At 63.9% G+C, this 12,474-nt stretch carries 10 protein-coding genes, 1 tRNA gene and 1 pseudogene; 8 read left to right on the top strand and 4 right to left on the bottom strand.

Annotated features, from left to right (window positions below; genetic code table 11):
• Nucleotides 1-26 precede the first annotated feature (26 nt).
• The 5 genes and pseudogenes from ACM42_RS09645 (at nt 27) to ACM42_RS09625 (ending at nt 6,291) form a co-directional block, all read left to right on the top strand.
• Complete coding sequence (locus ACM42_RS09645) at nt 27-704, top strand: hypothetical protein (RefSeq protein WP_271527697.1); 678 nt, start codon at nt 27-29, stop codon at nt 702-704.
• 307 nt (nt 705-1,011) lie between these two features.
• Nucleotides 1,012-1,386: pseudogene (locus ACM42_RS09640) on the top strand (calcium-binding protein); the annotation flags it as partial.
• 183 nt (nt 1,387-1,569) lie between these two features.
• On the top strand, nt 1,570-3,042 hold the full coding sequence (locus ACM42_RS09635) for an alkaline phosphatase PhoX (protein WP_271527782.1): 1,473 nt from the start codon (nt 1,570-1,572) through the stop codon (nt 3,040-3,042).
• Between the two features lie 184 nt (nt 3,043-3,226).
• Entirely contained in the window at nt 3,227-4,990 is a 1,764-nt protein-coding gene (locus tag ACM42_RS09630) for a type I secretion system permease/ATPase (RefSeq protein ID WP_271527696.1), read from the top strand.
• Nucleotides 4,987-6,291, top strand: coding sequence for an HlyD family type I secretion periplasmic adaptor subunit (locus ACM42_RS09625; RefSeq protein WP_271527695.1), 1,305 nt, complete (start codon nt 4,987-4,989; stop codon nt 6,289-6,291). Before ACM42_RS09630 ends, ACM42_RS09625 begins: the two co-directional genes overlap by 4 nt.
• A 387-nt stretch (nt 6,292-6,678) precedes the next feature.
• Here the strand turns inward: ACM42_RS09625 and ACM42_RS09620 are convergent.
• From ACM42_RS09620 to ACM42_RS09610, 3 genes are all read right to left on the bottom strand, one after another.
• Nucleotides 6,679-6,753: transfer RNA gene (locus ACM42_RS09620), tRNA-Val, on the bottom strand.
• Nucleotides 6,754-6,911: 158 nt separating this feature from the next.
• Nucleotides 6,912-8,210, bottom strand: a complete 1,299-nt coding sequence (locus ACM42_RS09615; protein ID WP_271527694.1) for a hypothetical protein — start codon at nt 8,208-8,210, stop codon at nt 6,912-6,914.
• Nucleotides 8,211-8,329: 119 nt separating this feature from the next.
• Nucleotides 8,330-8,935, bottom strand: coding sequence for a DUF1134 domain-containing protein (locus ACM42_RS09610; protein WP_271527693.1), 606 nt, complete (start codon nt 8,933-8,935; stop codon nt 8,330-8,332).
• Nucleotides 8,936-9,073: 138 nt separating this feature from the next.
• Here ACM42_RS09610 and ACM42_RS09605 point away from each other — a divergent pair, with 138 nt between their 5' ends.
• Nucleotides 9,074-9,559 (top strand): YHS domain-containing (seleno)protein, encoded by a 486-nt coding sequence (locus ACM42_RS09605; RefSeq protein WP_271527692.1) that lies wholly within the window; start codon nt 9,074-9,076, stop codon nt 9,557-9,559.
• Here the strand turns inward: ACM42_RS09605 and ACM42_RS09600 are convergent.
• The gene (locus tag ACM42_RS09600; protein WP_271527691.1) at nt 9,553-10,383 is read right to left on the bottom strand and encodes a 3'(2'),5'-bisphosphate nucleotidase CysQ family protein; all 831 of its coding nucleotides are present in this window, start codon (nt 10,381-10,383) and stop codon (nt 9,553-9,555) included. The genes ACM42_RS09605 and ACM42_RS09600 overlap by 7 nt on opposite strands.
• 179 nt (nt 10,384-10,562) lie before the next feature.
• Between ACM42_RS09600 and chpT the strand changes: the two genes are divergently transcribed.
• Together chpT and ACM42_RS09590 are read left to right on the top strand one after the other, a co-directional pair.
• Complete coding sequence (chpT, locus tag ACM42_RS09595) at nt 10,563-11,216, top strand: histidine phosphotransferase ChpT (RefSeq protein ID WP_271527690.1); 654 nt, start codon at nt 10,563-10,565, stop codon at nt 11,214-11,216.
• A gap of 197 nt (nt 11,217-11,413) precedes the next feature.
• Nucleotides 11,414-12,474: Hpt domain-containing protein (locus ACM42_RS09590; protein WP_271527689.1), on the top strand; the 1,061-nt coding region annotated here is incomplete at its 3' end.

Below are 12,474 nucleotides of genomic sequence, written 5' to 3'. Positions count from 1 at the left end.
CCCGCCAAACAGAGCGCGATGGTTGGATGAGACGGTTTCTGGCGGGAGCGTTGCCGTTTTACGCGCTGGCTGGACTAGCCATATGCATGTACCTCGTCCTGTACAGGACGAACCTCTTCGACCTGAACGCCATCGTCCAGGGTGCGACCGGTTCGTCATGGTTTCTGGTCTTCATGTTCGCCTGCGTGCTCATGGAGTCGGTCTTCCCGTATTTCGGCTATTTTCCCGGAACAGCCCTCATCCTGATGTCCGTGGCGCTCAATCCGAAGCCCGCGGATGCCTTCGTCTTCGTCATGGCGTGGCTCGCGATCATCGTCGGCGCCGTCCTGAGTTACGGACAGGCTCGTTTTTTCAGACCGTTCTTGCAGCGGGTTGCCTCAAAAGCGGCTCTGGGTCGATGTGAGTCCCTCCTCCACGCCTACGGTCCTTACGCGCGCATTGCCCTGTTCGTTCATCCCAACGCCTGCGCGATGTATTTCACGGCACTCGGACTTCTCGGCGGCAACCTGACGCGAGAGCTTGCCCATCTTTGCCTGGGAGCAGCGGCCTCCGTGGGTGTGCTGTTCGTCATCGTGACCAGACTTGTGTCGTCCGTAGGCGCCACCGATGATGGACAATTGCAGCTTCTGCTGGCGGCAGGGCTGGTCGCCATCGGCACCCTCGTCGGTCTCTACGCGGCCTGGCGGGCGGAGCGGGCTGTTTGAGGCTTGCTCCGACATTGTAAGCGGCCCGTCCGCCATAGCGCGAAGAGCGACGGCGGAAGCGACGCAATCCAGTCCTCGCGGTGTGTGCCGTGCCGACGATCGCGTGCGGGCAGGTCATAGAGCCGAGCATCCTCGGTTTCGGCCTCGTCGAGGAAGCCTGCGTGCTTGGGCAGCTTGGGGCGGAGTTGACCGGCGTCCTTGCCACTGCGCCTGTGCGGCCTCGGGATCGTCCTGGGCAAAACCCGTGCCCTGACGTGTCGCCGAATAATCAACTCGAGCCAAACGCAGGCATGGCCCATTCATATCGATGTCGTGTCAACGTCACAGCCGTTGGTTAACGGAACGTTCGTGCCAGTACCAAGCCAACAGCCAGGGAGCAAGCATGTCGCACCATCACCACGACGATCATCGCCACGTCGGTCCGTTCAAAAAGATCAAGTTCGGAACCAACGGAGACGACGCCATTCCAGGGTCGAACCACAGCGACATCATCCTCGGCTTCGGCGGCAATGATACGATCGCCGCCGGCCTCGGCAATGACATCGTTTTCGGCGGACGCGGCAATGACTGGATCGACGGCGGCAAGGGAAACGATGCGCTGTTCGGCGAAAGCGGCAATGATGCCCTGATCGGCGGCGATGGCAATGACGACCTGCATGGCGGCCGCGGCCGGGATCTGCTGCTTGGCGGCGCGGGCCGGGATCATCTGAGCGGCGATGAGGGCAATGACAAGTTCCTGCTCCGCAAGGGCATGGGCGTGGACACGATCGAGCGGCTTGATGCGGGCGATCGCATCGACGTCCGCGACTTCGACATTCCATCCTTTCAGACGCTCATCAATTCCGCGCGCCAGGTCGGTCCTCATGTGCAGATCAATCTCGGCAATGGCGACGCGCTGATCATCGAGCATGCCCGCATTTCCGATCTTCACGCCGAGCAGTTCATTCTTTCCAACGAGGTGACGGGCACCTCAAGCTCCCAGACGCCCTACCTGCTCAGCAGCAATTCGCACGTCTATACCGAGTCGCTGCTGACGACCGGCGACAGCGTGAACGGCTACAAGATGGCCGGCATTCCCGACGGTCTCGGCGCGTTCGACAACGGCGACGGCACCTTCACCGTCCTGATGAACCATGAGCTTCCCGGAACGGCCGGAATTGCCCGGGCGCATGGCGGCACCGGCTCGTTCGTGTCGGAGTGGGTCATTGACAAGACGACGCTGCAGGTCGTCTCGGGCAAGGACCTTGTCCATGACGTCTGGATGTACGAGGGCGGCACCTATGTCGACCACAACGCCGGCAACAGCCCGGTGACGTTCAACCGGTTCTGTTCGGCAGACCTTGCCGATTCGGGCGCGTTCTACAATGCGCAGACGGGGCTCGGCTTCGACGGCAGGCTGTATCTCACCGGTGAAGAGGGAGGCGTCGAGGGACGGGCCTTCGCTCACGTCGTCGGCGGCCCGCAGGACGGTAACAGCTACGAGCTGGCTTGGCTCGGCAACATGGCCTACGAGAACGTGGTCGCCAATGCGCATACCGGGGACAAGACCGTCGTCGCCATGATGGATGACGGCCAGAACGGCCAAGTCTACTTCTATTCCGGCACCAAGCAGGCGACCGGAAATGTCGTCGAAAAGGCCGGTCTGACCGGAGGCCATCTGCTCGGAATTCACGTCAGCGAGTTCGAAGGTTCCGCGAACAATGCGCCGAGCAGCACTAGTGCGCTGGGTACCGACGAGAAGTCCGCCTTCACCATGATTGATCTCGGCGACGTCAGCGGCAAGACCGGTGCGCAAATCGATGCGGACAGCGAAACTGCGGGCGTGACGAGCTTTCTGCGGCCGGAGGACGGCGCGTGGGATACACTCAACCCGAACCGCTTCTACTTCGTGTCGACGAATGCGTTCAATGCACCGAGCCAGCTCTGGGCGCTGGACTTCACCGACGCGTCGCACCCAGAGCTCGGCGGCACCATCAAGCTGCTCCTCAACGGCAGCGAAGGTCAGAAGATGCTCGACAACATTGCCGTCGATTCGCACGGCAAGCTCATTCTGTCCGAGGACGTCGGCAACAACGCCCACCTCGGCAAGGTCTGGCAATACGATCCTGCGACCGACTCGCTCACACAGCTTGCCGAGCACGATCCGAGCCGCTTCGTTACGGGAGCTGCGAACTTCCAGACCCAGGACGAAGAGGCATCGGGCGTCATCGACGTCTCGCACATCCTCGGTAGCGCCGGGGAGAACGTCTACCTGATCGACACCCAGTCTCACCTCAATGTGGGAGGGGAGCTCGTCGAAGGCGGCCAGCTGCAACTGATCCACCAATATCTCGTCTGACGCCAGTCGCCCGACGAGGATATTGCTCAATGCGGAGGTGTCGGCTCCCCGGCCGGCACCTCTGTTGTTGTCAAACGGCTGTCATGAATCATCGACAGTTAGGAGCAGTTTCATCGCTTCTTCGGTGAAGGGCGGTCGGTTCGGGACAATCACCTCATCGTAAGCCGCGGAGTAATTGCGTGTGATGTTGGCTACGCAAGCAGGCCCTTCCACGGATGCAGGATCGGAACTGCGTGCCGCCGTTCGATCGTGCCGCACGGCCCTTGTGGGCATTGCAGCGTTCAGCGGATTGATCAATATCCTCAGCCTGACCGGCTCCCTCTACATGCTGGAGGTCTATGATCGCGTGCTGCCTGGCCGCAGCGTATCCACGCTGGCGGGCCTGACGATCATTGCGGCCTTGCTGTTCGTCTTTCAGGGCACATTGGAAGTGGTTCGCGGCCGTATGCTGGTTCGCATCGGGAACCAGATCGACTGGCGCATCGGCGACCGCATCTACGATCTGGTGGTTCGCCTTCCGCTTCGGACACGCGGCGGTGGAGACGGAATGCAGCCGGTTCGCGACGTCGACACCGTTCGATCGGTGATGTCGGGCTCCGGTCTGCCTGCGCTGTTCGATCTGCCTTGGCTGCCGTTCTACCTCGCCATCTGCTTTGCCTTCCATCCGCTGATCGGCATGACAGCGCTCGGCGGTGCACTCGTGCTGGTGATGCTGACGCTGGTCACCGATCGACTGTCGCGGCAATCCGTCCGAAAGGCGTCGAGCTATGCCGCCGCACGCAATCGCCTTGCGGAAGCCAGTCGTCGCAACGCGGAAGTCTTGATCGCAATGTCGATGTCGTCCCGGTTTCTGGAGCGGTGGCGCAAGCTGGGCGATGCGCATCGCAGGCAGCAAAGGATCGCCAACGATATCTCGGGAGGTTTCGGCGTCACGGGACGGATACTGCGCATGATGCTGCAATCGGCCGTGCTCGGAGTCGGGGCCTATCTCGTCATACGACAGGAGGCATCCGGCGGGATCATCATTGCCAGTTCTATCCTGACGGGTCGCGCACTTGCGCCCGTGGACGTCACGATCGGCAACTGGAAGAACTTCATCGCAGCTGCCCAAAGCTGGCAGCGCCTGACCGGGCTCATGTCGGCGTTGCCGGCGTCAGCCGACAAGCTGCCTTTGCGGCCGCCGGAACGGCTCCTCGTCGTGGACAAGTTGTCCGTCACGGCTCCTGGATCGGAAAAGCTCCTGGTTGCAGATGTCAGCTTTCATCTGAAGGCAGGCAGCGCGCTCGGCATCGTCGGCGCCAGCGGCTCGGGAAAATCCTCGTTGGTGCGCGCCCTGGTCGGCGCATGGCGGCCATCACGCGGCGTTATCCGGCTCGACGGCGCATCGCTCGAGCAATGGTCGCCTGACGCACTGGGAAATCATATCGGATACCTGCCTCAGGACGTCGAACTGTTCGAGGGTACCATCGCCGAGAACATTGCACGGTTTGCGCCTGATGCCTCGATGGAGCAGATCCTTGCCGCTGCCAATGCCGCCGGCGTCCACCAGCTCATCGTCAGCTTGCCCGATGGGTACAACACCCAGATCGGCGAACAGGGCGCACTATTGTCGGCGGGCCAGAGACAGCGCGTGGCGCTCGCGCGGGCGCTGTATGGAGATCCCTTCCTGGTCGTGCTCGACGAACCCAATTCCAACCTGGATATCGAGGGCGAAGAGGCGCTGACTCGCGCAATTCTCGCCGTTCGGGCCCGAGGCGGTGTCGTCGTCATCGTCGCACATCGCTCCAGCGCGCTGGTTGCCGTGGACTTCGTGATGACGATGTTCCATGGCCGGCAGCAGGCCTTCGGGCCCAAGGAAGAAGTGCAGTCGCTGCTGGCGAGGCGGGAAGCCGGGCCGCCTGCCGCGCCATTCAAGGTCGTCGTCCCTCAACCGGCCGTATCCACATGACCGCCGCGATACACGGCGAAGATCGCAGCATGCGCCATCATCTGCTTGCCGGAATCATTCTGGCGGCAGTGTTGACCGGCGGGATCGGCGGCTGGGCCGCGACGACCGAGCTGTCGGGAGCGGTCACCGCCGCTGGATCGGTGGTGGTCGACTCCAATGTCAAGAAAGTCCAGCATCTCACCGGCGGTATCGTTGGCGAGCTGATGGTTCGCGAGGGCGACCATGTCCGTGCCGGCGAGACATTGGTGCGGCTCGACGAAACCGCCCTGCGTGCCGGCCTCGCCATCTACACGAAGGGATTGGACGAGATGCGCGCCCGCAAGGCTCGTCTTGCCAGCGAGCGAGACGGTGCCGACCATCTCGTCGTTCCGCAGGAGCTGCTCGATAACGCATCTGCGGAGTTCGCCGCCGCGCTCGGCAGCGAACGCAAGCTGTTCGAGTTGCGCGCCACCGCGCGTCGCGGCCAGAAATCCCAGCTTCGCCAGCGAATCGCGCAGCTCGAGGATGAAATCCGCGGCTATGCTGCTTTGCAGCAGGCCAAGGCGGAAGAGATCGAATTGATTCAGCGCGAGCTGACCGGAGTGCGCGGCCTCTGGGAGAAGAATCTCGTCCAGATAAACCGTCTCACCCTCCTGGAGCGCGAAGCTGCGCGTCTCAAGGGCGAGCTGGCGCAGTCGATCGCCTCCACGGCCCAGGTCCGGGGCAAGGTCACCGAAATCGAGCTGCAGATCCTGCAGATCGACCAGGACCTCAGCAGCGAGGTTGCCAAGGAATTGCGCGAGATCGACGGCAAGATCGGCGAATTCATCGAGCGCAAGGTGACGGCCGAAGATCAACTGAAGCGGGTCGACATACGCGCTCCGCAAGCCGGCGTGGTTCATCAACTCAACGTCCATACGGTCGGCGGCGTGGTAAGCCCGGCCGACCCCGTCATGCTGATCGTGCCGGAAGCCGACCTGTTGATGGTGGAAGCCAAGGTTGCGCCGGCCGACATCGACCAGCTCTACGTCGGTCAATCGGCAAGCCTGCGGTTCTCCGCCTTCAACCAGCGCACGACGCCGGAGATCGAGGGGAAGGTCAGCCGTATCTCCGCCGACGTGACGCCGGATCAACGCACCGGTCAGAATTTCTACACCGTACGTGTCTCGATAGTGCCCGAGGAGCTGGCGCGACTCGGCAACGTCAAGCTCGTGCCCGGCATGCCGGCGGAAGTCTTTGCCAAGACCTACGATCGCAGCATCCTGTCGTATTTCACCAAGCCCCTCCTGGACCAGGTTGCCCGGGCCTTCCGCGAGCGTTGATGCAGGGCGACGCAATTGGCCCGCTAAAGCATGATCCGGAAAAGTGCGCAGCGGTTTTCCGAACAGATCATGCTTAAACAACAAACTAAAGCGCGATGACGATTCATCCTAATCGCATCGCGCTTTAGCTCCGAATATGGCGAGTGACCCGTTCAGGTACGATTGACCGCCCGGTGACCCTCTCTCCTGATCATGCCATCCTGCCCCTGTTTTGCCCGACAAGTCAAATTCGAATTCGGAAAATTCGTAACTCATTGATCCGACTGATGCCGTCTACTGTGCATGGGGTTGTTTTTCGATTTTTTGATGCAACGCTCTCGGCAAGCCGCCAAGTGAGCCCGTCAACTGTCCGGGATCGTTCGATACTGCTGGGGGTGGGAAGATGAATGGTGGGCGCACAAGGGATCGAACCTTGGACCTCTCCCGTGTGAAGGGAACGCTCTCCCGCTGAGCTATGCGCCCGGGACCATCATGCAGGCGGCCATAACTTTCGGCCGGCCGGTGCATCGGAGCCCGCGATTTAGAAGTGCGGGCCGAAGGTGTCAAGTTTTCAGGCGCCGCGGGGGCGGAAAACCTTCGGCAGGTCGCGCAATCCGCAGGGGAAGCCGGATTTTGGCCGGTTACGCGCCCTGCTGGCGGGCGCGGGAGGCGTGGGCCTGGAGCGCACGGATGCGCTCGGCGAGCGTTCCGCCGCCTTCGGGCAGGCGGGCCGCGGGAGCGCCGTTGGTCTTGGCGTCGTTGGCCGGGCGCGGCGCCGGCTTCGCCGGCTGGCCGGCCTCGGCCGCGAGCAGGGCCTCGATCGGCGAGTTGGGGCCTTCGAGCTGCATCGCGAGTTTTGCGACTTCCGCCGCGATGTCGTTGATGCGCTCGCGCAGAAGCGCGTTCTCCATGCGCTCGGTCGCCCAGGAGCTCTCCGCCTGCTGCTGGATCGCGTTGATGTCGCGCTGAAGCTTGGCGCGCTCGTCGCGTGCGGTGCGCAGCTGCTCCTCCAGCGCGGCCTTTTCGGCGCGCAGCGACTCCACTGCAGCCGACGACTTGCCGCCGCTCAAGGCGGCGATCTCGACGCGCAGCTCCTTGATGGTGCGCTCATTGCTCTCATTGGCCTGGCGCAGCTGGTTGTTCTCGTAGTCGCGCTCGGCGAGCAGCTTGCCCTGCGTGGCGAGGCGTCCCTCGAGGTCGGCGACGCGGCCGGACAGCATCTCGGCCTCCTTGACCTGCACGATGAGCTGGCGATCGAGCTCGGTGACGCGCTGGCTCAGATTCTCGACGCGGCCGCGGGCCTCGGCGAGCTGGCGCGAGGCGGTCTCGGATTCGGTCCGCTCCTGCGCCAGGCGCGCCTGCGTGGCGGCAAATTCCTTCTCGGCATCGCCGACGCGGCTCTTCAATTCCTCGATCTGCGCGCGCACCGCGATGAGCTCGACCTGGCGGCTCTCCGCCATCATCGAGCGGTCGGACAGTTCGGAGTTGATCTTGGCGAGCTCGGCCTGCTTGTCGGCCAGCGCAATCTCTGCGGCGCGCAAGGCTTCGGTCTTGGCGTTGAATTCCTCCTCCGTGGCGCGCAGCTGCTCCTTCACCGCCCTCTCGCGCGCCTCCAGCGCGAAGATCGTGGCGTTCTTCTCGCCGAGCTCGATCTTCATGCGGTTGATGGCGTCGCTCTTCTTGCCGAGCTCGGCGAGCTGGCTCGTGGTCTTGTTCTTGAGCTGATCGACGCTCATCTCGAGCCGCCGCGCCGACATGGCGAATTCGGCGCGGAGCTGGTCCTTGTCGGCCTGGATCTCGGCCATCGACAGCGGGGTGGCGGCCTCGAGCCGGCGCGTGGTCAGGCGCACGGCGCGGTTATGCACCAGCGGCACGATCGCGAGCCCGCACAGCATCGAAAGCAGGAAACCGATCGCCAGGTACATGATCGGTTCGACCATGGGCCAGAACTCCCAGAGCTAAGGAAAAATTTACCAACGACAATGCATGCGGGGCCGGCAAAAAGCCAGCCCTGGCCTGTCGTTAACCTTGATCCGTAGGCGGATGGGAGGGAGAGACCTTAGAACGGGTTCCAGGTCGCCCGCGGGGTGAATTTGAGATAGCCGATATTGGCGCCCAGCCGCAGGCCGAGGCCGGAGCGGATCGGCACCAGCACGATGTTGTTGGCGGTGAGCGCGGTCATGCCGAAGCCGCCGATGATGTAGGCCGAGCCGTCGATGCCGCCGAAGCGCTGGTAGATCGCGTTGGTGGCGGGCAGGTTGTAGACCAGCGTCATGGTGCGGGCGCCGTCGCCGCCCCAGTCGAAGCCGAGCGAGGGGCCCTGCCAGTAGACTCTGAGGTCGCCGGCATTCTTGGTGTAGAGCGTGCCTTCACCGTAGCGCAGGCCGGCGACGAAAGCGCCGGAGCCTTCCTCGCCCAGGATGTAGCCGTTGGGCAGGCCCCATTGGCTGACCGCCTTCTCGATGATCGAGGCGAGCCCGCGCGAGACGTTGCCGAAGAAGCGGTGGCCGGCCGTGACGAGTTCGTCCGGCCCATAGGTGCTGGGCGTCGGGGTCCGCTGCGGCGGCGGCAGGTCGGGCGGTGGCGCCTGCTGGGCTGAGGCCGGCACGATCCAGCCGATCATCGCGGCAAGCGCGAGCGCAGCAAGGCGTGATGCGAAAGTCATAAAGAACCCCTGGTACCGAATCTGGTCGCTTCCTTAACCTGACGCCAACAGGCACGGCTCTAGGTTGCGCCGGATGTCCCCTCGACTCGGATGTTATCCGCAGCAACTATGACGGCACAACGGCAGGAAGATAGCCCTTTGCGCCCCGGAATTGCCTTGATCGGCCTCCGCGTCTGCCTGTTGGCGGGCATTTGGATCATCTGCTCGGGGTCGCCGGCATGGACCGCCACCACCGAGCGGATCGTCGTCAACCGCTTCACCGGCGTCGCCATCGAGGGCTTCGATCCCGTTGCTTATTTCGTCACAGGCACGGCCGTGCCGGGGAGGGCAGAGTTCGAGGCGAATCTCTGGGGCGCTGTCTGGCGCTTCCGGAACGAGGGCAACCGCGCCTCTTTCCTGGCCCATCCCGAGATCTACGGACCGCAATTCGGCGGCTATGATCCTGCCGATATCGCCCGCGGCGTCACCGTCGCCGGCAATCCCCATTTCTTCGCGATCGTGGCGCAGCGGCTCTATCTGTTCAGCCGGGAAACCAATCGCGACGCCTTCATCGCCAATCCCGAGCGCTTCCTCTATGAGGTGGGCAAGCGCTGGCCGGCGCTTCAGGAACAGCTCAGTCAGTAGCAGCCTACCGCCTGCGGATCGCCCCAGGCGATGAACTCCGGGACGATGAAGCCGGTGTCGCTGCGCCGGCCGAAGCGGAGTGCGCCGCCCTTGCCGTCGGTCACCCTGCCGCCGGCCGCGGTCACGACCGCGCAGCCGGCCCCGACATCCCATTCCGAGGTCGGCCCGAAGCGGGGATAGATGTCGGCGCTGCCTTCCGCGATCCGGCCGAATTTCACGGCTGAGCCGATCGTCTTTCGGACGGCATTGGGCCTGTTGTCGATGAACGCCTCGCTCTTGGGATCGCCATGCGAGCGGCTCACCGCCGCGATCCAGGGCTCCCCTCGCGTCGGCAGTTTGCGGGTGTGGATCGGCTCGGCCGCCCCGATGGTTGCGCCGTTGACCTTCATCCGCTCGGCGCCGCGGCCGACGATGCCGCGCCAGAGCAGGCCGAGCGCGGGCGCGCTGACGATACCGAGCAGCGGCTCGCCCGATGTCACGAGGGCGAGGTTGACGGTGAACTCGTCGCGGCCGGCGACGAACTCCTTGGTACCGTCGAGCGGATCGATCAGGAAGAAGCTGCCCTGAAACGGCGGGGAGGCGAGCTGGGCCCGCTCTTCCGACAGCGTCGGAACGTCGCCCGCCAGCTGCGCCAGGCCGTCGGCGATGATGCGGTCGGCGGCAAGGTCGGCCTCGGTCACTGGCGAGCCGTCCGGCTTGCCCTCGATCCGCATGGCGGCGCGGTTGACGGCAAGGATCGCCTCGCCCGCCTTCACCACCAGCGCGGTCAGCGGCTCCATCAGGCCGAATGCGGCCGCCCCGTCGATGATCCGCATCACCTGCATGCCTCATTCATCGGCAATTCCGTTCCCCGTCCACTGATTCGCTTTATGGCCTCCTCGAACCGATCGCAAGCTAGCTGCCGCGGGCTGGCGAATGTTAGAACCCTAAGCATCCGTCAAGCATGCGTGATTCGCGGCATCCTGCGCCGTGCAATTCCAGGAACCCTCCAGGACCCCTTTATATGTCTGACGCCTCGTCGCCCGCGCCCGTTACCGCTCCCGATATGCTCGAACTCGCAGCGCTCCTGTGCTCGCGGGTCTGCCACGATCTCATCAGCCCCGTCGGTGCCATCGTCAACGGGCTCGAAGTGCTCGACGACGATCCCAAGCCCGAAGACCGCGAGTTCGCGCTCGACCTGATTCGCAAGAGCGCCAAGACCGCCTCGGCCCGGCTCCAGTTCTGCCGCCTTGCCTTCGGCGCCGCCGGCTCCTCCGGCGCGCAGATCGATCTCGGCGATGCCCAGACCATGGCGCGCGGCCACATCGAGGACGGCAAGTGCTCGATCACCTGGAATCTGCCGCGGCTCCTGCTGCCGAAGAATCGCGTCAAGCTGCTGCTCAACATGCTGGTCGTCGCCCAGCACACGATCCCGCGCGGCGGCATGCTGACGATCGACCCGATCGGCGAGGGCGAGACGATGAGCTTTCGCATCACTGCGACCGGACACAATGCGCGTTTGCCGCAGAACATCTCCGAGCTCCTGAGCGGCGAGCGTGGCCCCGCCGCGGATGCCCATGCGATCCAGCCTTACTATACGCGGCTGCTCGCGCAGGCCTGCGGGCTCACGGTGACGCTTAAAGCGGAAGGCGAAGCCATCATCGTTGCCGCTTCGTAAACGTACGCGTCGCGCTCCGTTTCTTAATCGAATCTTTACGAGGCGCCTCGGCTTGTCCGGAGCGCCTTATCTCTTTGTTGGTCCCGTTCTTTTGCACATACTCAACCAATATTAAACGCTTTGCGGTGAAGCTGGCCCCATTCCGAAATGGCGCATCACGCCTCGTGCGCGCCCTTCCTGTATGAAGGCCTGTTTTCATGGATGATCTGTTGCGGGAGTTTTTGACGGAGACCAGCGAGAGCCTGGACACCGTGGACAATCAGCTGGTGAAGTTCGAGCAGGAGCCGAACAACGCCAAGATCCTGGATAACATCTTCCGCCTGGTCCACACCATCAAGGGCACCTGCGGCTTCCTCGGGCTGCCGCGGCTGGAAGCGCTGGCGCATGCCGGCGAGACGTTGATGGGCAAATTCCGTGACGGCATGCCGGTGACCGGGCAGGCGGTGACGGTGATCCTGTCCTCGATCGACCGCATCAAGGAGATCCTGGCCGGGCTGGAGGCGACCGAAGCCGAGCCTGAAGGTAACGACCGCGACCTCATCGACAAGCTGGAAGCGATGGTCGAGCAGGGCATGGCGGCCATGGCGGCCGGTTCGGCTGCCGTCGCCGAATCCCCGCCGCTGGCGCCGGAGGCGCCGGTTGCCGAGGCAAAGCCTGCACCCGCCAAGGAGCTGACCTCGGGCTCGCTGATCGAGCAGACGCTGGAGCGCCCATTGCGTCCGGGCGAAGTCTCGCTCGACGAGCTCGAGCGCGCCTTCCGCGAGACTGCGATCGAGGCGCCGGTGCCCGCGCCCGTTGCAAAGGCTGAAGCCAAGTCTGAAGCAAAGGCCGAGCCCGCCCCCGAAGCGCCTGTCGCGGAAGCCAAACCCGCCAGGGAGAAGGCCGCGCCGAAGAAGTCGATGGCCGATGAGGGCGCCGGCGAGGGAGCCAGCATCGCCAACCAGTCGATCCGCGTCAACGTGGATACGCTGGAGCATCTGATGACCATGGTCTCCGAGCTGGTCTTGACCCGCAACCAGCTGCTGGAGATCTCAAGGCGCAACGAGGACACCGAGTTCAAGGTGCCGCTGCAGCGCCTCTCCAACGTCACCGCCGAGCTGCAGGAAGGCGTCATGAAGACGCGCATGCAGCCGATCGGCAATGCCTGGCAGAAGCTGCCCCGCATCGTCCGGGATCTGTCGAGCGAGCTCGGCAAGCAGATCGAACTGGAGATGCACGGCGCCGACACCGAGCTCGACCGCCAGGTGCTCGATCTGAT

It is taken from the genome of Bradyrhizobium sp. CCBAU 25338 (assembly GCF_028128965.1).
In the GTDB taxonomy this organism is placed as follows: domain Bacteria; phylum Pseudomonadota; class Alphaproteobacteria; order Rhizobiales; family Xanthobacteraceae; genus Bradyrhizobium; species Bradyrhizobium liaoningense.
This window is presented reverse-complemented; position numbering and strand designations above follow the sequence as displayed.

What these genes read in the sequence shown, in the direction of transcription:
- ACM42_RS09645 (WP_271527697.1), top strand. Translation starts at nt 27, where the DNA reads ATGAGACGGTTTCTGGCGGGAGCGTTGCCGTTTTACGCGCTGGCTGGA.
- ACM42_RS09610 (WP_271527693.1), bottom strand. Translation starts at nt 8,935, where the DNA reads ATGACTTTCGCATCACGCCTTGCTGCGCTCGCGCTTGCCGCGATGATC.
- chpT (WP_271527690.1), top strand. Translation starts at nt 10,563, where the DNA reads ATGTCTGACGCCTCGTCGCCCGCGCCCGTTACCGCTCCCGATATGCTC.
- ACM42_RS09615 (WP_271527694.1), bottom strand. Translation starts at nt 8,210, where the DNA reads ATGGTCGAACCGATCATGTACCTGGCGATCGGTTTCCTGCTTTCGATG.
- ACM42_RS09625 (WP_271527695.1), top strand. Translation starts at nt 4,987, where the DNA reads ATGACCGCCGCGATACACGGCGAAGATCGCAGCATGCGCCATCATCTG.
- ACM42_RS09630 (WP_271527696.1), top strand. Translation starts at nt 3,227, where the DNA reads ATGTTGGCTACGCAAGCAGGCCCTTCCACGGATGCAGGATCGGAACTG.
- ACM42_RS09600 (WP_271527691.1), bottom strand. Translation starts at nt 10,383, where the DNA reads ATGCAGGTGATGCGGATCATCGACGGGGCGGCCGCATTCGGCCTGATG.